This is a genomic window from Actinomadura sp. GTD37, assembly GCF_041951365.1.
Classification (GTDB): domain Bacteria; phylum Actinomycetota; class Actinomycetes; order Streptosporangiales; family Streptosporangiaceae; genus Spirillospora.
In genome coordinates this window covers 552,524-571,791 of sequence record NZ_JBGNUS010000001.1, presented here as the reverse complement: position 1 = coordinate 571,791, position 19,268 = coordinate 552,524, and the positions used below count along the sequence as shown (strand labels likewise).

General features: G+C 72.2%; 21 protein-coding genes. 11 read left to right on the top strand and 10 right to left on the bottom strand.

What is annotated here, in order from left to right; translation table 11 throughout:
• Positions 1-34: 34 nt before the first annotated feature.
• The 3 genes from ACA511_RS02845 (at position 35) to ACA511_RS02835 (ending at position 1,865) form a co-directional block, all read left to right on the top strand.
• Positions 35-706, top strand: a complete 672-nt coding sequence (locus ACA511_RS02845; RefSeq protein ID WP_375022426.1) for an esterase/lipase family protein — start codon at positions 35-37, stop codon at positions 704-706.
• 165 nt (positions 707-871) lie between these two features.
• Positions 872-1,648 (top strand): N-acetylmuramoyl-L-alanine amidase, encoded by a 777-nt coding sequence (locus ACA511_RS02840; protein ID WP_375022425.1) that lies wholly within the window; start codon positions 872-874, stop codon positions 1,646-1,648.
• An 88-nt stretch (positions 1,649-1,736) separates the two neighbouring features.
• Positions 1,737-1,865 carry a hypothetical protein gene (locus tag ACA511_RS02835; RefSeq protein ID WP_375022424.1) on the top strand — a complete coding sequence of 43 codons (129 nt, stop codon included), beginning with the start codon at positions 1,737-1,739 and terminating at the stop codon, positions 1,863-1,865.
• 57 nt (positions 1,866-1,922) lie between these two features.
• On the opposite strand, the gene ACA511_RS02830 is transcribed toward ACA511_RS02835, so the two are convergent.
• Positions 1,923-2,786: an alpha/beta fold hydrolase gene (locus ACA511_RS02830; RefSeq protein WP_375022423.1), complete on the bottom strand. Its 864-nt coding sequence runs from the start codon at positions 2,784-2,786 to the stop codon at positions 1,923-1,925.
• A gap of 33 nt (positions 2,787-2,819) precedes the next feature.
• Between ACA511_RS02830 and ACA511_RS02825 the strand changes: the two genes are divergently transcribed.
• Positions 2,820-4,793: a BTAD domain-containing putative transcriptional regulator gene (locus ACA511_RS02825; protein ID WP_375022422.1), complete on the top strand. Its 1,974-nt coding sequence runs from the start codon at positions 2,820-2,822 to the stop codon at positions 4,791-4,793.
• 51 nt (positions 4,794-4,844) lie between these two features.
• Here the strand turns inward: ACA511_RS02825 and ACA511_RS02820 are convergent, their stop codons facing one another.
• The gene (locus tag ACA511_RS02820; RefSeq protein ID WP_375022421.1) at positions 4,845-5,105 is read right to left on the bottom strand and encodes a hypothetical protein; all 261 of its coding nucleotides are present in this window, start codon (positions 5,103-5,105) and stop codon (positions 4,845-4,847) included.
• A gap of 134 nt (positions 5,106-5,239) precedes the next feature.
• Between ACA511_RS02820 and ACA511_RS02815 the strand changes: the two genes are divergently transcribed.
• Entirely contained in the window at positions 5,240-6,898 is a 1,659-nt protein-coding gene (locus tag ACA511_RS02815) for a catalase (protein WP_375022420.1), read from the top strand.
• Positions 6,899-6,916: 18 nt separating this feature from the next.
• Here ACA511_RS02815 and ACA511_RS02810 read toward each other — a convergent pair whose 3' ends face one another.
• The 4 genes from ACA511_RS02810 to ACA511_RS02795 all read right to left on the bottom strand — a co-directional run bounded on the left by ACA511_RS02810 (position 6,917) and on the right by ACA511_RS02795 (position 10,332).
• On the bottom strand, positions 6,917-7,369 hold the full coding sequence (locus tag ACA511_RS02810; protein WP_375022419.1) for a hypothetical protein: 453 nt from the start codon (positions 7,367-7,369) through the stop codon (positions 6,917-6,919).
• Positions 7,366-8,244, bottom strand: a complete 879-nt coding sequence (locus ACA511_RS02805; protein WP_375022418.1) for an SDR family oxidoreductase — start codon at positions 8,242-8,244, stop codon at positions 7,366-7,368. Before ACA511_RS02805 ends, ACA511_RS02810 begins: the two co-directional genes overlap by 4 nt.
• 87 nt (positions 8,245-8,331) lie before the next feature.
• A complete protein-coding gene (locus ACA511_RS02800; protein WP_375022417.1) occupies positions 8,332-9,078 on the bottom strand; it encodes a MerR family transcriptional regulator in 747 nt (248 codons plus the stop codon).
• Between the two features lie 159 nt (positions 9,079-9,237).
• A complete protein-coding gene (locus ACA511_RS02795) occupies positions 9,238-10,332 on the bottom strand; it encodes a pyridoxal-phosphate dependent enzyme (protein ID WP_375022416.1) in 1,095 nt (364 codons plus the stop codon).
• An 88-nt stretch (positions 10,333-10,420) separates the two neighbouring features.
• Here ACA511_RS02795 and ACA511_RS02790 point away from each other — a divergent pair, with 88 nt between their 5' ends.
• The 3 genes from ACA511_RS02790 (at position 10,421) to ACA511_RS02780 (ending at position 11,898) form a co-directional block, all read left to right on the top strand.
• Positions 10,421-11,362, top strand: a complete 942-nt coding sequence (locus tag ACA511_RS02790) for a LysR substrate-binding domain-containing protein (RefSeq protein WP_375022415.1) — start codon at positions 10,421-10,423, stop codon at positions 11,360-11,362.
• 92 nt (positions 11,363-11,454) lie between these two features.
• Positions 11,455-11,727, top strand: a complete 273-nt coding sequence (locus ACA511_RS02785) for a hypothetical protein (RefSeq protein ID WP_375022414.1) — start codon at positions 11,455-11,457, stop codon at positions 11,725-11,727.
• A 24-nt stretch (positions 11,728-11,751) separates the two neighbouring features.
• The gene (locus tag ACA511_RS02780) at positions 11,752-11,898 is read left to right on the top strand and encodes a hypothetical protein (RefSeq protein ID WP_375022413.1); all 147 of its coding nucleotides are present in this window, start codon (positions 11,752-11,754) and stop codon (positions 11,896-11,898) included.
• 4 nt (positions 11,899-11,902) lie between these two features.
• Here ACA511_RS02780 and ACA511_RS02775 read toward each other — a convergent pair whose 3' ends face one another.
• On the bottom strand, positions 11,903-12,124 hold the full coding sequence (locus ACA511_RS02775) for a hypothetical protein (protein WP_375022412.1): 222 nt from the start codon (positions 12,122-12,124) through the stop codon (positions 11,903-11,905).
• Positions 12,125-12,243: 119 nt separating this feature from the next.
• Between ACA511_RS02775 and ACA511_RS02770 the strand changes: the two genes are divergently transcribed.
• The 3 genes from ACA511_RS02770 (at position 12,244) to ACA511_RS02760 (ending at position 15,859) form a co-directional block, all read left to right on the top strand.
• Positions 12,244-12,996, top strand: a complete 753-nt coding sequence (locus ACA511_RS02770; RefSeq protein WP_375022411.1) for a MerR family transcriptional regulator — start codon at positions 12,244-12,246, stop codon at positions 12,994-12,996.
• A 68-nt stretch (positions 12,997-13,064) separates the two neighbouring features.
• Entirely contained in the window at positions 13,065-14,828 is a 1,764-nt protein-coding gene (locus tag ACA511_RS02765) for a prolyl oligopeptidase family serine peptidase (protein ID WP_375022410.1), read from the top strand.
• A gap of 137 nt (positions 14,829-14,965) precedes the next feature.
• The gene (locus ACA511_RS02760; RefSeq protein ID WP_375022409.1) at positions 14,966-15,859 is read left to right on the top strand and encodes a hypothetical protein; all 894 of its coding nucleotides are present in this window, start codon (positions 14,966-14,968) and stop codon (positions 15,857-15,859) included.
• A 13-nt stretch (positions 15,860-15,872) separates the two neighbouring features.
• Here the strand turns inward: ACA511_RS02760 and ACA511_RS02755 are convergent, their stop codons facing one another.
• The 3 genes from ACA511_RS02755 to ACA511_RS02745 all read right to left on the bottom strand — a co-directional run bounded on the left by ACA511_RS02755 (position 15,873) and on the right by ACA511_RS02745 (position 19,057).
• On the bottom strand, positions 15,873-16,541 hold the full coding sequence (locus tag ACA511_RS02755; protein ID WP_375022408.1) for a TetR/AcrR family transcriptional regulator: 669 nt from the start codon (positions 16,539-16,541) through the stop codon (positions 15,873-15,875).
• A gap of 107 nt (positions 16,542-16,648) precedes the next feature.
• On the bottom strand, positions 16,649-17,725 hold the full coding sequence (locus ACA511_RS02750) for an aspartate-semialdehyde dehydrogenase (protein WP_375022407.1): 1,077 nt from the start codon (positions 17,723-17,725) through the stop codon (positions 16,649-16,651).
• A 57-nt stretch (positions 17,726-17,782) separates the two neighbouring features.
• Entirely contained in the window at positions 17,783-19,057 is a 1,275-nt protein-coding gene (locus tag ACA511_RS02745) for an aspartate kinase (protein WP_375022406.1), read from the bottom strand.
• Positions 19,058-19,268: the final 211 nt, after the last annotated feature.

The window sequence follows — 19,268 nt, the reverse complement described above, 5'->3', positions numbered from 1 at the left end:
CAGGGCGTTGGTTCTCCCCACCCCTGGAGGCTTCATGAAACGGATCCTCGGATCGCTCGTGGCGCTGTGCGCGGCGGTCGCGACGTTCGGGCTCGGCCTGGCGCCGGCGAACGCGGCGGGCCCGCGGCCCGTGGTCTTCGTGCACGGGTACACGGGCAACGCGTCCAACTGGGCGACGGCCATGTCCGTCTTCCGTGCCGCCGGTTACGGCAGTGATCAGTTGTTCGCGTACGAGTACAACTCCTACGGCGACAACAAGCAGAACGCGGCCGGCCTCGCGTCCTACGTGAACCAGGTGAAGTCGCGGACCGGCGCGTCGCAGGTCGACATCGTCAACCACTCCATGGGCGGGCTGGTCAGCCAGTACTACCTGAAGGTCCTGAACGGCAACGGAAACGTGGCGCACCTCGCGTCGGTCGCGGGCGCCAACCACGGGACGACCTTCGCCAGCGCGTGCACCGTCTACGAGACGTGCCGCCAGATGCTCCCCGGCTCGTCCTTCATCCAGCAGATCACCGCGGGCGACGAGACGCCGGGCGCCACCCAGTACGCCACGTGGTACTCGCCCTGCGACGGCGTCATCCTCCCCTACACCAGCACCGTTCTGAACGGTGCGAACAACCACTACGTGGCCTGCCAGACGCACATCGGGTACCTCGCGGACACGGTGACGCTCGGCGCCATCGCCCAGTTCACGAAGAGCTAACGCCCCCGCCAAGCACATCGGGTGGGACGTCCTCCAGGCGTCCCACCCCTTGTGCGTTCCACCGGCTCGCTTACGTTTGGGCCGATTGCTCTGGGTGCAGACTGGGGGAGGTACGGGGCGGTCCTCGGGGGAGGCGGGCTTGTGCGCGGGTTTGCGGGTTTTTCGATGGCCGGGGCGGTGCTGTGCCTTGGCCTGCTGGCCGCGTGTGGCGGGTCGTCCGGCGGCGGCGGCGGGTACGGCGGGGGCGGGACGCCGTCCGCCAGCGCGTCCGCCACCAAGAGCGCGTCCGCGGTGAGCGGGAAGGTGATCGTGCTCGATCCCGGTCACAACGGCGGCAACGCGGCGCATCCGGAGGAGATCAACAAGCGGGTCTTCATCGGAAACGGTTACAAGCCGTGCAACACGACCGGCACGAGCACGCCCGAGGGTTACAGCGAGCACGCCTTCACCTGGGACGTGGCGAACCGGCTCGCGAAGGTGCTGCGGGCCGAGGGCGCCAAGGTGTCGTTGACGCGGGAGAACGACACCGGCGTCGGGCCGTGCGTCACGGAGCGGGCGGCCACCGCCAACAGGGCGCGCGCGGACGCGACGCTGTCGATCCACGCGGACGGCGCCGCCGCGTCCGGGCACGGGTTCCATGTGATCGTGCCGAAGCCCGTCGGCAAGAACACCAACATCGTGGACGAGTCAGACCGGCTCGGGGTCGACATCCGCGACGCCTTCCACGCGGGGACGGGCATGCCCTTCGCCACCTACATCGGCAAGGACGGCCTCGACCAGCGCGACGACCTGGGCGGGCTGAACATGTCCACGGTGCCGGCCGCGTTCATCGAGTGCGGCAACATGTCGAATCCGGGGGACGCCGCCAAGATGTCGGACGCGTCGTTCCGGCAGCGCATGGCCGACTCCATGGCGCAGGGGTTCGAGAAGTACTTCCAGTAATCGACCTGTTTGCCGTCCGCTGAGGTTACGGGCGGTTCGTCCGGCTACATGCGTAGCGACCAGGACACCGGCCGAACGGGGACGGACGATGAGCAAGGCACGCAAACGCGGGCGGAGCACGCCGCTCAACTGGGAACTGCTGCTCGGGCTGGTCGCGTCCGCTTTCATCCTCTACGTGTGGGTGTGGGCGGCGACGCAGGGCGGACCACCCTGGTAGCACGCCATCCCCGGCGATTGCTTCGCCGGGCCGCGCGCCGCCCGTACCGGTGTGCCCTCAGCGGGTCAGCAGGGCCCGCAGCGACTTCGCGATCTCGGCGGGCGCCTCCTCGGCCATGAAGTGGCCGCAGGTCACGGTGCCGTGGTCCAGGTCGGACGCCCAGGCGCGCCAGAGGGCGACGGCGTCGTAGCCGAGGGCGGCGCCCCAGTCCTGCTGGAGGACGGCGACGGGCATCCGCAGCCGGTTGCCCGCGCCGCGGTCGGCCGTGTCGTGCTCGACGTCGACGCCGGCGGACGCGCGGTAGTCGGCGACGATCGACGGGATCGCGTCGCGGCACGCCGACAGGTAGGCGGCGCGGACGCCGGGCGGGATCGCGGACGGGTCGTTCGCCCACAGGTCGAGGAAGTGGCCGAAGAACGCGTCCGAGGCCCCGGCGATCAACTGCTCGGGCAGGCCGGGCGGCTGGGCCATCAGGTAGAGGTGGAAGCCGACGGCGGCGGTCGCGCCGTGCATGACGTCCCACATGTCCAGGGTGGGCAGGACGTCGAGGCAGGCCAGGTGGGTGATGGTGTCGGGGTGGTCGAGACCGGCGCGGAAGGCGACGAGAGCGCCGCGGTCATGGCCGGCCAGGGCGAACCGTTCGTGGCCGAGCGCGCGCGCCAAGGCGACTATGTCCGCGGCCATGGTGCGCTTGGAGTAGTCGCCGTCCGGCTTGTCGCTGGCTCCATATCCACGGAGGTCAGGGCAGATGACGGTGTGGTCGGCGGCCAGGTCCACGGCGACGTGCCGCCACATCAGGTGGGTCTGCGGGAAGCCGTGCAGGAGGACGATCGGCGGGCCGGAGCCTCCGATCGCCACGTTGAGGGAAACGCCCTCGGCGACGGAGACGCGCTTGTAGTCGAATCCAGTGATGGTTGGCATGGCTTCAGGTTGCCGCTCGTGAATGAGCATCCGATGAGCAGCCGGGCAGCGCGCTATACCGTGGCTGGGGTGGACGTCCTGTTCGGGGTGCTGGGGCCGGTGACGGCCTGGGACGGCTCCGGGAACCCGATCGCCTTGAAGGGGCCCCGGCATCGCGCCGTCCTCGCCCGGCTGATCATCGCGCGTGGACGGGTCGTCCCGGTGTCCCTGCTGGTGGACGATCTGTGGGTCGCTCCCCCTTCGGACGGTGTCGGGGCGGTACGCACCTTCGTGGCGGCGCTGCGGCGCGTCCTGGAGCCTGATCGTCCGCCCAGGACACCGCCCCGGCTGCTGGTCACCGAGGGGCCGGGGTACGCGCTCCGGCCCGGCCCGGACGGGGTGGACGCCTGGCGTTTCGAGGAGGCCGTGACCGCGTCCCGTCCCGCGTCGGAGCTGCTCACGACGCTGGACGAGGCGCTCGGCCGGTGGCGCGGGCCCGCCTACGCCGACGTCGCGGACGAGCCGTGGGCGCGCGCGGAACGGTCCCGGCTGGCGGAGCTGCGGCTCCGCGCGATCGAGCGGCGGGCGGAGGCGCGGCTGACGCTGGGCCGGGCCGCCGACGCGGTGCCGGACCTGGACGCGCACGTCGCCGAGCATCCGTGGCGCGAGGACGCGTGGCGCCTGCTCGCGCTCGCCCTCTACCGGACCGGCCGCCAGGGGGACGCACTGGCAGTCCTTCGCCGAGCACGGGGTCTCCTCGTAGAGCAACTGGGGGTCGACCCAGGGCCGGAACTGCGTGGCCTAGAGGAGGACATCCTCCGCCAGGCCGACCACCTGGATCCGACGTCGCGGTTGTGGGCTCGCGCTGCCGAAACCTACGACCGCACCGTGGCGACGGGGGCGCGGTCCCGGTTGGAGTCGACGGTCGGCATCCTGCGCAACCTCGCGATGACCGGCGGCGGTGGCCTGGAGGCGGCGCGCGAGCAGCGCGTGCCGGCGATCCTCGCGGCCGAGGAGCTGGGCGACGCGGAGCTGACCGCGCGGGTGATCGGCGCGTACGACGTCCCGGCGATCTGGACCAGGTCGGACGACCCGGCGCAGGCGGCCCAGGTCGTCGCGGCGGCCGAGCGCACGCTCGCCGCCCTGCCCGCCGCCGGGCACGAGGCCGCGCGGGGCCGGCTGCTCGCGACGATCGCCGTGGAGTCGCGCGGCACCGGCACGCGGCGGGCCCTTGAGGCGGCTCGGGAGGCGGAGGCGGTCGCCCGCGCCCTGGACGATCCGGCGCTGCTCGCGTTCGCGCTGAACGGCGCGTTCATGCAGTCCTTCGAGCGGGCCGGGCTGGCGGCGCGGCGCGACGGGATCGGCGCTGAGCTGGTCGAACTGTCCGCCCGGCACGACCTGGCGAGCCATGCGGTGCTCGGTCGCCTGATCCGGTTGCAGGCGCGCAGCGCGCTCGCCGATTTCGGCGGGGCCGACGAGCACGCGGCCGCCGCCGACCGGCTGGCCGAACGTCACGAACGTCCGCTCGTGGGCGTCTTCACCGCGTGGTACCGCGCGCTGCGGCTCGCGGCGTCCGGTGCCCGGACGACCGAGGCGGAGGCCGCCTACCTGGCCGCGGCCGAGCGCATGCGGGGGTCCGGCATGCCGGGCCTGGCGGACGGGCTGCCGTCGCTCGCGCTGCTCTGCCTGCGCGTCCAGCACGGGCGGCCGGCGCAGGCCGACTTGTCCGGCTGGGGGCCTTATGAGCCGTGGGCCCGTCCCCTGGTGCTGCTGGCGCGGGGCCGTGCGGACGAGGCCGCCGGCGCGCTGCGGGACGTCCCCGAACCGCCGCGCGACCTGCTGTTCGAGGCGCTGTGGTGCCTGACCGCCCGCGCCGCCCTGGACCTGGACGACCGCGCGGCGATGCGCCGCGCGTACGGCGAACTCGTCCCGGCCGCCGGTGAGCTGGCCGGTGCGGGCAGCGGCCTGCTGACCCTCGGCCCGGTCTCCCGGTACCTGGACGAACTGGCCGCCGCCCTCGGCGCCTGACGGCCGGAACCGGCGGGGCGGATCAGCACCGGCAGAATCCCGCGTCGGCCGCTATCGGCCCGGCACCGGAGCCGGTTCACCGCCCAGGACGACCGCGGTTCCCATCAGCACGCAGCGCTCCAGCAGCGGGGTGCTGGAGAACGTCGTCACCCGCACACCGATGATCGCGTGCGCCCCGCGGCTGCCCGCGGACACGGCGAGCGTCTCGAGCCCCTGCCCGATGTCCGTCGCCATGGTCCACACAGGCCAGGCATGCGTCACCGGCGGGGACCCGTCGATGGGCACCGTGTCGGTCGTGTAAATCGGGATCACCGCCCACATCCTCGCCACACCACCCGGCGATGGCAATCCCGCCGCCCGACCGGCAGCGTTTACCTGTTTCGGATCAATGCGTTGCCGCTTTCCGGGTAGAGCGCCCTCGAAGCAGCGGAGAGGAGACAGGCGTCGTGACGGACGTTTCGAGCAGGGGGCCGCAGCCGGGGGACGATCGTCCGGTACTGACCAATCGGCAGGGCCACCCGGTCTACGACAACCAGAACCAGCGGACGGTCGGGGCCCGGGGTCCGGCCACGCTGGAGAACTACCAGTTCCTGGAGAAGATCAGCCACTTCGACCGGGAGCGCATCCCGGAAAGGGTCGTCCACGCGCGGGGCACGACCTCGTACGGGTTCTTCGAGGCGTACGGGAAATGGGGCGACGAGCCCATCGCGGACTACACCCGAGCGAAGCTGTTCCAGGAGGAGGGCGAGCGCACCCCGATCGCGCTGCGCTTCTCCACGGTCATCGGCGGGCGGGACTCCTCGGAAACGGCCCGCGACCCGCGCGGATTCGCCATCAAGTTCTACACCGAGGACGGCAACTGGGACCTCGTCGGCAACAACCTGGCGGTCTTCTTCATCCGGGACGCCATCAAGTTCCCCGACGTCATCCATTCGCTCAAGCCGGACCCGGTGACGTTCCGGCAGGAGCCCGCCCGGATCTTCGACTTCATGTCGCAGACCCCCGAGTCGATGCACATGCTCGTCAACGTGTTCAGCCCGCGCGGAATCCCCGCCGACTACCGGCACCAGCAGGGCTTCGGCGTGAACACCTACAAGTGGGTGAACGCGACGGGCGAGACGAAGCTCGTCAAATACCACTGGATGCCGAAGCAGGGCGTGCGGAGCATGACCGGGGAGGACGCGGCGAACGTGCAGGCCGGCGACCTCGGGCACGCCACGAAGGATCTGCGCGACGCCATCGAGCGCGGCGACTTCCCGGAATGGGAGCTGCTCGTCCAGATGATGGACGACCACGACCACCCCGAACTCGACTTCGACCCGCTCGACGACACCAAGGTGTGGCCGGAGAACGACTTCCCCGCGAAGCCGGTCGGGCGGATCGTCCTGGACCGGGCCGTCGCCGACAACTTCGCCGAGAACGAGCAGATCTCGTTCGGCACCGGCGTCCTGGTCGACGGCCTCGACTTCTCCGACGACAAGATGCTCGTCGGGCGGACGTTCTCCTACAGCGACACCCAGCGCCACCGGGTGGGGCCGAACTATCTGCAGCTGCCCGTCAACCGGGCCAAGAACGCGAATGTGCGGACGAATCAACGCGACGGCCAGATGGCGTATCACGTGGACGGCGGCGGAGAGAACCCGCACGTCAACTATGAACCGTCCATCACCGGCGGGCTCCGCGAGGCGGAATATCCGACGCACGACGATCAGGGCCCGGAGATCCGGGGACGGCTGACCCGCAAGCGCATTCTCCGCGCGAACGACTACAAGCAGGCCGGCCAGCGCTACTGCCTCATGGAGGACTGGGAGCGCGACGACCTCGTCCGCAATTTCGTCGAGCTCATCTCGGAGTGCGCGCGTCCCGTCCAGGAGCGGATGGTGTGGCATTTCCTGCTCGTCGAGGACGACCTCGGGCTCCGCGTCGGCGAGGGTCTCGGAATCGGCCCGGACGACGTCAAGGACATGGGCCCGCTGCCCGGCCAGGACCTCACCGACGAGGACAGGCAGCGGCTCGCGAACCTCGGCAAGAACGGCCCGCGCGACGTCGGCGGCCTGCGAATGACGCACTGCGTCCCGAACGAGAGGGCCGTCCACGAGCGCTGAGCGGGGACCGGCCGCGCCTCAGTTCCTGCTCAGCAGCGGGTAGAGGCGCCGCGCGACGGCGGGGCGGGTCGCGCGGCGGTAGCCGTCGACGGCCGCGCCGACGATCGCGCTCTCGGCGGTGAAGGCGGTCTCCATGACCGTGATGAACTCCGCCGTCGGCGGGTACAGCCGGGCCGCGGCCCCGGCCGTCCGGCGGACGAGGACGCGGGCCGCGGCGCGCAGCGCCGACTCGAAGTGGCCGACGTCGTGCCCGGCGCACGCCTCGCCGGCGCCCAGCGCGCGGAACACCGGCAGGACGGCGCGGGCCTCGCACGCGCCCGAGTAGGCGGCGATGGCCTCGCGGACGAGGTTCGAGATCTCGGCGGGGCGCAGGTGCGTGTAGGCGGGGACGCGGGCGGCGATCTCGCCGGCCACCTCGGCGGTGATCTCGTCGATGCGGTCGGCGAGGAACCGCTGCAGGTCGGGCTTCATGGGACGTTCCCGGTCTCGTTGGCGGCACCGCCCGCGCCGACGAGGCGGGTGGATCCGCCGGCGGCGAGCCAGCGGGTCTCGGAGTCGGCGAGGTTCCTGCGCGCGTGCCGGGTGACGGTCGCCGGGACGAAACCGCGCACGGCCTGCAGGAGCGGCAGCCAGCGCTGGCCGTAGACGTGGGCGCGGCGGCGGACGATGCCCGCCACGAGCCGGTCGACGGTCGGCTCCAGCGGATAGGTGCGGTTCGTCGGGAACGGCAGCTTCGCTCGCATGTCGGCGAGCGCGGCGTCCTGGTCGGCGCCGCGGACCATGTCGGTGTCCGTCCAGCTCAGATAGCCGACGCCCACCCGGACGCCGTGGTGGGCGACCTCGGCGCGCAGGCTGTGCGCGAACGCCTCGACGCCCGACTTGCTGGCGCTGTAGGCGGCCATCATCGGCGCCGAGCACAGCGCGGCGAGCGAGGCGACCTGGAAGAAGTAGCCCTTGCTCTCGCGGAGCGCGGGCAGGAACGCGCGGGCGGTGGCGACGCTGCCCAGCAGGTTGACCTCGATGACGCGGTTGAACGTGCGCGGGTCGGAGTGCTCGACCGGCCCGCCGGTGGCGATGCCCGCGTTCGCGATCACGATGTCGACGCGCCCGTAGGCCGCCTTGATCTCGGCCGCGGCGCGGGCGAGGGCCGCGTCGTCGGTGACGTCGACCTCCCAGTGCCGGGCGTTCGGGCCGCACGCGGCGGCCGCCTCGGCGAGTTCGGCGGGCTCCAGGCCGAGGAGCGCGACCCGCATGCCGCGGTCCGCCAGCCTGCGGGCGAGCAGTGCGCCGAGCCCGCGGGCGGCGCCCGTCACCACCGCCACCTGGCCGTCGTCCGTCCCTGCCACCGTGGACCCCCTCGCGACTCGTTCCCAGTTGAGGCTGGGATGGTTGGCCGAGAGTAACCAATTCCGCGTGGATGCGGTAGGGGTATGTTACCGGCGCGTAGGCCGGATTCGCTCTCTGATCTCCGAAATGTCCTTGGTGAGGCGGCGATCCATCGCACGGGCGAAATGCTCGTCGGCGACCGTCCTGGCGATGGGGCGCAGCCGCCCGACCAGCTCGGCCAGCCGGTCCAGCTCGTCCGGGGTCGGGTCGCCGGCGCGGCGGTCCAGGAGCTGGCCCCGGACCAGCTGGACGAAGCCGAACGCCATGCGGTCGAACGCGGCCTCCAGCTCCCAGCTCAGCGCCAGGATCGAGCGCAGCGGGAACCCGGCCTCGACGAGCTGGACCGCCGCGTCGAACAGCCGCGGGCTGTGGATCACGACGCGCTCGCCGTCCAGCAGCGTGATGTACCCCAGCTCGGCCGCCTCCGCGATGATCTCCGGGGTGAGCCGCCCGTCGAACATCGCGGCCAGCTCCGCCGCGCTCACCTCGGCCGACGCCCGCTCCGCCCAGGGCGTGGCGGCCGCCCACTCGTAGCCGAGCAGCTCGGTGACGTCGCGGCCCTCGTCCGCGGCGGCGAGCAGCTCCTCGATGCCGTCCAGCCGGTAGCCGCGGTCGAGCAGCTCGCCGATCAGCCGCAGCCGCCCGAGATGGGACGCGTTGTAGAGGGCGACCCTCCCCTGCCGGCGCGGCGCGGGCAGCAGGCGCCGCTCCTGGTAGTAGCGCAACGTGCGGACCGGCACCCCCGCCTCGGCCGCCAGCTCCTCGACCCGGTACTCGCGGCCCTCTTCGCCCATCGCGCTCACCTTAACAATCCGAACTGTAAGAATCGGACGCTCTCGGCACGGAACGCCTGCCGCGACGCGGACGGCGGCAAACCTATCGCCGCGCTCCGCGAACCAGGCACCGGCACAAGACCGTCCCCCCGGCCAGCGTAGGACGCTCCCCCTTCGGGCTCAGAGGATGGCGGGGTTGGCCGCTCGGCCTTCCGTGTTCAGGAGAACGATCGTGTCGGTGTGGTCGGGGGACAGGACGGGGCGGTGGTCCAAGGCGGCGCGGGTTCCGGCCAGGGAGGCGGCGCCGCAGGGACCGGCCGATACTCCCAGGGCGGACAGGTCCTTCGCGGCTCGGGCTGTGTCGGGGTCGGTTATCGCTACTGCCGCGTCCAGGCCGGAACGTAGGACGGGCCAGGCGAGAGTGGACGGGGTGGCGCAGTTCAGACCGGCCATGGACGTCGAGCCCGTCTCGACGGTCACGGGCTCGTCTTCGTGGAGGCTCGCCAGTACGCAAGGGGCAGCATCGGGTTCGACGGAGAGAACGGTGGGTCTGGCAGGCCCCGACCTGTAGTGGGTCACGGCCGCCTGGGCCAGCGAACCCACGCCCACTGGGACGGCCACCAGGCCCGCTGGGGCGGCGCCCACGGCCGCCAACTGTTCGTCGATCTCGGTGAAGAGGGTGGAGTAGCCCTCCACGATCCACTGGGGCACGCGTTCGTAGCCCGGCCATGCCGTGTCCTGGACGAGGAGGGCCGAAGGGTCGGACGCCGCCACGTCCGCCGCGAGGCGCACCGCTTCGTCGTAGGGGCCGGGCACCTCGGTCAGTCCGGCGCCCTCCGCCTTGATCGCGGCCATGGCGGCGGGGTGGACGCCGTGCGGGACGTAGACGTCCGCCGTGACGTCCAGGAGGCGGGCCATCGCGGCGACCGCGCGGCCGTGGTTGCCGTCCGTCGCCGTGACCAGCCGGACCGGGCCACGCTCGCGCAGCCGGGCCAGCGGGACGTCCGGCAGGCCGTGCCTGTCGCGGAGCGCCCGGTAGATCCCCCACGAAGCGCCGAGGATCTTGAAGGCGGGAAGCCCGAGCCGGGACGACTCGTCCTTCACGAAGACCCGCCGGACGCCGAGTTCGGCGGCCAGCGGCGGCAGTTCGACGAGCGGCGTGGGCGCGTGGCCGGGGAGCGTCCGGTGGAAGGCGGCGACGCCGCCGGGGGCGGGCGGGCACGTCCAGGCGCGCGCGGCCGGACGGCTGAACCAGCGGGCGGGGGCGGTGACCATGGACGACACGTTTCCGCAGCGGTCTATGGTCGGTCCAGCGAATGTTTTCGAGCGATAACCATCAGCCGGACCGATGAATGGGACGCGCATGCTGGATCTGCACCGCCTGCGCCTGCTGCGCGAACTGAAGCACCGCGGGACGCTCGCCGCCGTCGCCGAAGCCCTCTCCTACAGCCCGTCGTCGATCTCGCAGCAACTGTCCGTCCTGGAGAAGGAGGTCGGCGCGCCGCTGCTGGAGCCGGTGGGGCGCCGGGTCCGGCTGACCGCGCAGGCCGAGATCCTCGTCGCGCACACCGAGGCGGTGCTGGAACGGCTCGAACGCGCGGAGGCCGATCTCGCGGCGTCCCTGGAGGGCATCGCGGGAGTGCTGCGGGTCGCCGCGTTCCAGACCGCCGCGCTCGCGCTCGTCCCGGACGCGCTGAGCCTGCTCCGCGACGCCCACCCGCGGCTGCGGATCGAGATCACCCAGCGGGAGCCGGAGAGCGCGCTGCCCGCGCTGCTCGCGCGGGACTTCGACCTGGTGATCACCGAGGAGTATCCGGGGGAGCCGGGGCCGCGTCCGGCCGGCGTCGAGTACGCGGAACTCGGCGAGGACGAGATCCGCCTCGCGCTTCCGTCCGGCACGCCGCCCGCCCCCGGGCATGCGGCGGACGGGGGCCTGCGGGGTTTGGCGGACGTCCCGTGGGTCATGGAGCCGGAGGGGACGGCGTCCCGGCAGTGGGCGACGAGGCTGTGCCGCGCGGCCGGGTTCGAACCGGACGTGCGGTTCGAGTCCACCGACCTGCTGCTCCACCTGCGGCTGGTGGAGCGGGGCCACGCCGCAGCGCTGCTGCCCGGCCTCGTGTGGGCGGGGCGTGCGCCGACGGTCCCGGTCGACCGGCTGCCGGCGGAGCACCGGATCCGCCGCCTGTTCACCGCGTCCCGCCGGGGAGGCGGTGGGCATCCGGCCGTGCGCGCCTTCCGGACGGCGCTCGCGGACGGATTCGCGAACAGGAACGGGTCGCCCGGGGGATTGCCCCACCGCGATTAGGGGTTTTCCCCTATGGCGATGAGTCCGCCCGGCGGGCAGAGTCGTATCTGGCAGCAGGGGACCGAGGCCCCTCCGCAGGAAGAAGGCACACGATGTCGAACACGCCGACCCTCACCTCGATGACCGCCGCCGACCTCGCCGAGATCCTGTTCTGCAGCGGGTTGCAGGAGTCCGACCATCCCTCCGCCGAGCGGGTCCGCACGGCGATCGACGACCGGATCGGCGCCCGCGGCGGAGACCGCGCCACCTGCCTCGCCCTCGTCGCGCAGGAGGCGGGCGACCACCCGGAGATCTACCGCGCCCGGATGCGCTGGGCGCTCAGCACCGTGTCGGCGGCCTACCCCGGCCTCCACACGGCCGCCTGACACGGTCCGACCAGGGAGAATCCGATGCGTTCACCGTTCACCGACCGGCGCGAGGACATCCTTCCCCGCTCGCTCCGCGACCTGCTCGCCGCCGAGGCGGCACAGGCCGCGAACGAGGAAAGGCCCCGGCGCCGGCAACGCGGAACCAGGACCCTCCGGCGGGCGCCTTAGCGCCTCAGTGGCTCGACTTCGACTTGGTCTTCTTGTGCTTGGTCTTGTGGCCGTGGCCGCCACCGCTCTCCCACTCGTAGCCCGGCGTGTTCTTCTTGCAGTAGCTGTCGCTGACCTTGGTGTCGGTCGCGTCGTGCTCGCACCACTTGTTCTGACCGCACGCGGTCAACCCGAACGCGGCGACCAGGACGGTCAGCGCGAGTGCGGCGGAACGGGACTTGCGCATGGCGGTGGGCCTTTCTCTGCTGCTGACGACGCAGGTCCGACGTCCGCGGACCCGTTCGCGTTCCCTTACCGGACGCCGGGTGACCTGATCGGCACCGGCCGCGAACTATGCTGGCGCCCGTGAGCGAAGAGCCGACGGACGATCGTCCCGGCGACGGTGGCCGCGAGTACCGCATCGGCGAACTCGCCTCGGCGGCCGGCGTCCCCGTGCGGACGCTGCGCTACTACCAGGAGCGCAAGCTGCTGCCGCCGCCGCGCCGCGAGGGACGCATCGGCCTGTACTCCGCGGACCATCTCGCCCGCCTCCGCATGATCGGGAACCTGCTGGAACGCGGGCACACGCTGGAGGGCATCCGCGAGCTGCTGTCGGCGTGGGAGCAGGGCCGCGACATCGGCACCGTCCTCGGGGTCGAGAAGGCGGTCACGACGCCGTGGTCGAACGAGGTCCCGGTGACGATGACGCTGGACGAGCTGGCGGCGCTGTTCCCCGGCGAGGTCGGGCCCGAGTCCGTGGAACGGGCCGTCGCGCTCGGCCACATCGAGCTGGACGGCGACCGCGTCACCCACTGGAGCCGCCGCCAGCTGGACGCGACGATCGCGCTCGTCCGCGCCGGGGTCCCGCTGGACGCGGTGCTCTCGGCCGGGCTGGAGCTCCAGCGCAGCATGGACGACCTCGCCGCCATGTTCGTGCGGCTGATCGCCACGCACATCGTCGCGAGCATCGACGACCGCGACCTCGGCGAGCTCACCGAGACCCTCGCCCGGCTGCGCCCCGGCGCCCAGGTCACCGTCGAGGCGGGCTTCGCCCGCGCCATGGACCGCCAGGTCCGCGCCGCGCTCGACCAGCTCATCGGCCATCTGAGCAACCCCTGACCGGACGCCCTCGGCCGGCCCGCGGCGGGCCGGTGTGCGGGTGGGGATCGGCCGGGATACTGGGTGGCATGGTCGACGACGAGCATTGGAAGGCGCGTTTCCGGGCCGCCCGGATGAGCCTGCCCCACTGGGCGCGCGACGCCCCGAACCGCAGCATCTACCGGTCGAACGTGACCGGGACGTGGGAGATCTACACGTGGGACCGGGAAACCGGTGCGCAGCGTCAGGTGACCGAACGTCCCAACGGCACGTGGATGGGGGCCATCGCCCCGTCCGGCGGATCGGTGTGGTGGTTCGCCGACACGGACGGCGACGAGTTCGGCGTATGGAACCGCGTCCCGTTCGAGGGGACGGAGAGCGAACCCGCCGTTCCCGGTCTGGAACCGTCATATCCGTCCGGGTTGTCCCTGGGCCGCAGTGGTCTCGCCGTCATCGGACGGACGACCGAGCAGGGAAACACGATTCACCTGTGCCGTCCTAGGGCCGAGCCAGAGGTTCTCTACCACCACGCAGAGGACGCCCACGTCGCCGCCCTCTCGCGGGACGAGACCCTCATCGCGATAGGGCACAGCGAGCACGGCGACAGCCGGCACATGGCGCTGCGCGTGCTGCGTCCGGACGGCTCCACGGTCGCCGACCTGTGGGACGGGCCCGGCAAGGGCGTCTACGGCGCCGGGTTCGCCCCGGTCGAAGGCGATTCGCGGCTCCTGGTCAACCATGAGCGACGCGGCCGGGACGAGATGCTCCTCTGGGACCCGGTCGCCGGCACCGAGGACGAGATCGTCCTCGACCTGCCCGGCGAGGTCGGCGCCGGCTGGTACCCGGACGGGACGGCGCTGCTGATCTCCCACTCGCACGAGGCGCGCGACGAGCTGTACCGGTACGACCTGGCCGACGGCGTCCTGACCAGGATCGACACGCCGCGCGGCGTGATCGGCGGGGCCGCCGTCCGGCCGGACGGGACGGTCGAGTTCTCGTGGTCGTCCGCCGCCGAGCCGCCGGTGATCCGCTCCACGTCCGGCGCGGTCGTGCTGACCCCGCCCGGCCCGGCCGCGCCGCCGTCCGTCCCGGTCGAGGACGTGTGGGTGGACGGCCCCGGCGGACGAATCCACGCACTGGTCAGCAAACCGGACGGCGACCGCCCGTACCCGACCGTCTTCGACGTCCACGGCGGGCCGACCGCGCAGGACGACGACTCGTTCGTGGCGACGGCCGCCGCCTGGGTCGACCACGGGTTCGCGGTCGTCCGCGTCAACTACCGGGGCTCGACCGGATACGGCTCGGAATGGCGGGACGCCATCGAGGGCCGCGTCGGGCTCACCGAACTGGAGGACATCAAGGCCGTCCGCGACTGGGCGGTCGAATCGGGCCTCGCCGACCCGGCGCGGCTGGTGCTGACGGGCGGCTCCTGGGGCGGCTTCCTCACGCTGCTCGGCATCGGCACGCAGCCGGACGACTGGAGCGTCGCGGTCGCCGCCGTCCCCGTCGCCGACTACGTCGCCGCGTACGAGGACGAGATGGAGGGGCTGCAGGCGTTCGACCGGTCCCTGTTCGGCGGCTCGCCGGACGAGGTCCCGGACCGCTACCGCGAGTCGTCCCCGATCACCTACGTGTCGCGGGTCACGGCGCCGGTGCTGGTCCTGGCCGGGGAGAACGACCCGCGCTGCCCCATCCGGCAGATCGACAACTACCTCGGCCGCCTCTCCGAGCTGGGCCTGCCGCACGAGGTGTACCGGTACGACGCGGGGCACGGGTCGCTCGTCGTCGAGGAGCGGATCACGCAGATGGCCGCCGAAATCGGCTTCGCCCGCAAGCATCTCGGTATGTCGTGATCTTTCCGGGGGACGGGCGCGCGACCGCCCGTCCCCCGGGTTTACAAGATCGAACCTCGGGCATCCTCCGGTCGGCCGTTGATCAGGACGGCCGGCCCGCCCCCCGGTAATCGAAGATCACCGATCGGGGGGACGACATGACACGTTCTCGGCACGCCCATGCGCTCGTCCGGCACGCTCGCGGCGACCGAATACCCGGGGCGCATCGCGCGGCGTTCCGCCTGGCGGCGGTGGCGACGGCCCTCGCCGCCATGACGTCCGCCACCGCCCCGCCCGCGACGGCGTACGCCGCTTCCGCGCGCGGCGGCCGTCCCGCCGCCCGCGCGGACGCCCGCGAAGCCCAGCCCGTTTCACCGGCCCGGAATCATCGCCTGATCCGGGCCGTCACCCTGTCCGCGCACGGCGGCCGGCCCGCCTCGAAGCGGGCGGGCGCACCGGCGGGCCGCGACTCGGCCGGGATCACGCCGCCGTTCCGCCGGGCCCGGACCCGGTCGGCTCCGCAGCGGCACTCCGCGCCGGAAACCGTCCCCGCCGCCGGGGCGACACCGCCGCCCTGGCCGGACTCGCCCGGACCGGCCGACCTGTCCGCACCGGAACAGGACGCCGCGCCACCGGACGAACCAGAGGAACCGCCCAAGTCACTGCGCCTGAGCCAGGAGTTCGCCGAGCTCACGCTGCGCGGCAACGGCATCCGCTGGCGCTCGACCGGGGGCTGCTCCGACCGGACGGTCGCGGCCTGCACCTCGTTCGACGGCATCCGGTGGGGGACGCTCAAGGGCCTGCTCGACTTCGCCGAGTCGAGCGGCTGCAAGATCACCGTCACCGGTGGCACCGAGCGCGGCCACGCGAGCGGCCCCTACAGCCACGCGAACGGCTACAAGCTCGACATCGCGCCCGGACGGTGCGTGAACGCCGCGATCAAGCGGTACCCGTCCCAGGGCACCCGCGGTGACGGCGCCCGGCTCCACCGGTCACCGGACGGCGCCGTCTTCGCCCGCGAGAAGGACCACTGGGACATCACCTTCCGCTGAGCCGCCGCCCGGATCAGGCGCGGACCTCGCGGATGATGCCCACCAGCTCCCGCGTCACCGACTTGAAGCCCGGCAGCCGCGACATCGACACCATGCGGTTGACGAGCGGGACCGTCCGCTCGACGAGGAGGTACGTCTTGCGGCAGCCCGGCGAGTCGTCGTGCACCCAGTACAGGACGATGCCCATCGAGTAGATCCACAGCAGTTCGGGCAGCTCCGCCCGGAACTCCTTGTCGATCTTCAGGTCGGAGCCCTCGACGACCTCGCGGTAGATCGCGACCGCCGAGTCGCGGGCCGGCCCGGACTCGGCGCTGAACGGGTTGAGCGGGCTGGTCGGCTCGGCGGCGAACTTGAAGAACTTCCCGGCGAACTCGTGGTAAGGGACCATCGTGTCGACCCGGGCCCGCAGGACGCCGAGCAGCCGCGGCGCGAACTCCCGCTCGGTGTCGAGGACGGCCCGGCAGGCGGCGACGTGCTCGTCCTGCAGTTCGTCGTAGTACGCCTGGATCAGCTCTTCCTTGGAGCCGAAGTAGTAGTACGCGTTGCCGACCGAGACGCCCGCCTCCTTGGCGATCGCCCGCATCGTCGTCGCCTCGTATCCGCGCTCCCGGAACAGGCGCAGCGCCGTCTCGACGATCGCGGCCCGCGTCTGCTCGGACTTCACGGCCTTCGTCTCGGTCACGCATGCCAGCCTAAAGCCCGCATGCGGCGTCCCGCTCATGCCGTGAACCGCCGTGCGGCGGACGTGCCGTGCGCGACCCGCGCGTCCCCCGGCGCGGCCGGGCGTGTTCAGGCGGTCAGCTCGGCGGCCACCAGCTCCGCCGTCCGGACGGTGTTGAGCGCGGCGCCCTGGCGGAGGTTGTCGCCGGAGAGGAACAGGTCCAGGCCCCGCGGGTCGTCGAGCGAGCGGCGGACGCGTCCCGCCCAGGTCGGGTCCGTGCCCGCGACGTCGGACGGCGTCGGGAACTCGTACGTCTCCGGGTTGTCGCACAGGACGACGCCGGCCGAGCGGGCGAGGATCTCCTGCGCCTCGCGCCGGCCGGTGCGCTCCTCGAACACGGCGTGCACCGCCATCGAATGCCCCGTGACCACCGGGACGCGCACACACGTCGCCGACACCTTCAGGCCGGGCAGGCCGAGGACCCTGCGGGTCTCGTCCCGCAGGCCGACCTCGTCGGACGTCCAGCCGCCGTCCTCGGCCGCCCCCGTCCAGGGGATCACGTTCAGCGCGAGCGGCGCCGGGAACGGGCCGAGACCGCCGACCGCGCCGCGGACGTCGCCGGAGCGGTTGCCGAGCGCCCGGTCGCCGCCGACCTTCTCCAGCTGCGCGTACAGGGTGTCGATGCCGCGCCGGCCCGCGCCGGACGCCGCCTGGTACGACGCGACGACCAGCTCCCGCAGCCCGTACCGCGCGTGCAGCGCGCCGATCGCCACGATCATCGAGAGGGTCGCGCATCCGGGACCGGCGACGATGCCGCTCGGACGGTCCCGCACCCGCTCGGGGTTCACCTCGGGCACCACGAGCGGAACGTCCCGGACGGCCCGGAACGCGCGCGACCCGTCGACCGCCACGGCGCCGTGCCGGACCGCGACCGGCGCCCATTCGGCGGCCACCGCGTCCGGGACGGCGAACATCGCCACGTCGGCGCCCTCGAAGACCTCCGGCGCGAGGGCGAGGACCTCGGCCCGTTCGCCGCGCACGCTCAGCGCACGTCCGGCGGACCGCGCCGACCCGGCGAGGCGGATCTCCCCGTACGCGTCCCGGCGGGTGGACAGCAGGTCGAGCATCACCGCGCCGACCGCCCCGGTGGCGCCGACGACCACGAGGGTCGGCAGCCCGGAGCCGTCGCCCCTCGTCGCACTCACACCCTCAGAACTACCGCCGAACGCGCCCGGTTCCCGAACGCGGCGCCGCCGCGCGGGTCAGCGGCCGGTGCCGCCGTAGACGACGGCCTCGACCTGCTCGGAGTCGAGGTCGAAGGCGTGGTGGGCGGCGGCGACCGAGGTGTCGACGTCGTCCTGGGCGACGACGACCGAGATCCGGATCTCCGACGTGGAGATCATCTCGATGTTCACCCCGGCGTCGGCGATCGCGCTGAACAGCTTGGCGGTGACGCCCGGGTGCGAGCGCATCCCGGCGCCGATCAGCGAGACCTTGCCGATGCGGTCGTCGTAGCGCAGCGCCTCGAAGCCGATCCGCTCCTTCAGCTTGTTGAGGGCGGTGAGCGCGGTCTGCCCGTCGGTCGACGGCAGCGTGAACGAGATGTCGGTCCGCCCCGTGGACGCCGCCGACACGTTCTGCACGATCATGTCGATGTTGATCTCGGCGTCGGACAGCACCGAGAAGATCGCGGCGGCCTCACCGACCTTGTCCGGGACCCCCACCACGGTGATCTTGGCCTCGCTCCGGTCGTGCGCGACGCCGGAGATGATCGCCTGCTCCATGTCCTGTCCTTCGATCTCGCTGCTGTCGACGACCCACGTGCCCTCCTTCTGACTGAACGAGGACCGCACATGGATCGGGATGTTGTAGCGGCGCGCGTACTCCACGCAGCGCAGATGCAGGATCTTCGCCCCGTTAGCCGCCATCTCCAGCATCTCCTCATAGGAGATCTTCGGGATCTTGTGCGCGGACGCGACGATGCGCGGGTCGGCGGTGAAGACGCCGTCCACGTCGGAGTAGATCTCGCAGACGTCGGCGTCCAGCGCGGCGGCGAGCGCGACCGCGGTGGTGTCGGACCCGCCGCGGCCGAGTGTGGTGATGTCCTTGGTGCCCTGCGAGACGCCCTGGAAACCGGCCACGATGCAGATCGAGCCCTCGTCCAGCGCCGTCCGGATCCGGCCGGGCGTCACATCGATGATCTTCGCTTTCCCATGCGAGCCGTCGGTGATCACACCCGCCTGGGAGCCGGTGAACGAGCGGGCCTCGTGGCCCAGGTTCGCGATGGCCATGGCCAGCAGCGCCATCGAGATGCGCTCGCCCGCGGTGAGCAGCATGTCCAGCTCACGGCCCGGCGGCAGGGGGCTGACCTGCTTGGCCATATCGATGAGGTCATCCGTCGTGTCGCCCATGGCGGACACGACGACGACCACGTCGTTTCCTGCCTTCTTCGTTGCGACGATGCGCTGGGCGACCCGCTTGACGCCTTCGGCGTCGGCGACGGAGGAGCCACCGTACTTCTGCACGACAAGAGCCACGAGTGGGCGCTCCTCGGATCGGGGTCAGACGTTCCGGACGATGAGTCTACCGAGCCCCCGTCAGCGCATCACGGCCAGGTAACTGCCTGCGGGCCCGTCCCGCGGACGACCGCCCGCCTCGGGCGCCCGGGAATATGATTCACTTCACATCTTCCCGAACACTTGGGCCGACACGCTCGTCTTACCGCTGCGACAGGGCGAGCACGCCCTC

Bases quoted from the DNA above. Each gene is read 5' to 3' on its own strand.
- ACA511_RS02810 (WP_375022419.1), bottom strand. From the start codon at position 7,369: ATGAAGCCCGACCTGCAGCGGTTCCTCGCCGACCGCATCGACGAGATC.
- ACA511_RS02800 (WP_375022417.1), bottom strand. From the start codon at position 9,078: ATGGGCGAAGAGGGCCGCGAGTACCGGGTCGAGGAGCTGGCGGCCGAG.
- ACA511_RS02790 (WP_375022415.1), top strand. From the start codon at position 10,421: ATGCTGGATCTGCACCGCCTGCGCCTGCTGCGCGAACTGAAGCACCGC.
- ACA511_RS02845 (WP_375022426.1), top strand. From the start codon at position 35: ATGAAACGGATCCTCGGATCGCTCGTGGCGCTGTGCGCGGCGGTCGCG.
- ACA511_RS02785 (WP_375022414.1), top strand. From the start codon at position 11,455: ATGTCGAACACGCCGACCCTCACCTCGATGACCGCCGCCGACCTCGCC.
- ACA511_RS02825 (WP_375022422.1), top strand. From the start codon at position 2,820: ATGAGCAGCCGGGCAGCGCGCTATACCGTGGCTGGGGTGGACGTCCTG.
- ACA511_RS02830 (WP_375022423.1), bottom strand. From the start codon at position 2,786: ATGCCAACCATCACTGGATTCGACTACAAGCGCGTCTCCGTCGCCGAG.
- ACA511_RS02840 (WP_375022425.1), top strand. From the start codon at position 872: ATGGCCGGGGCGGTGCTGTGCCTTGGCCTGCTGGCCGCGTGTGGCGGG.
- ACA511_RS02780 (WP_375022413.1), top strand. From the start codon at position 11,752: ATGCGTTCACCGTTCACCGACCGGCGCGAGGACATCCTTCCCCGCTCG.
- ACA511_RS02775 (WP_375022412.1), bottom strand. From the start codon at position 12,124: ATGCGCAAGTCCCGTTCCGCCGCACTCGCGCTGACCGTCCTGGTCGCC.
- ACA511_RS02795 (WP_375022416.1), bottom strand. From the start codon at position 10,332: ATGGTCACCGCCCCCGCCCGCTGGTTCAGCCGTCCGGCCGCGCGCGCC.
- ACA511_RS02760 (WP_375022409.1), top strand. From the start codon at position 14,966: ATGACACGTTCTCGGCACGCCCATGCGCTCGTCCGGCACGCTCGCGGC.
- ACA511_RS02835 (WP_375022424.1), top strand. From the start codon at position 1,737: ATGAGCAAGGCACGCAAACGCGGGCGGAGCACGCCGCTCAACTGGGAA.
- ACA511_RS02765 (WP_375022410.1), top strand. From the start codon at position 13,065: ATGGTCGACGACGAGCATTGGAAGGCGCGTTTCCGGGCCGCCCGGATG.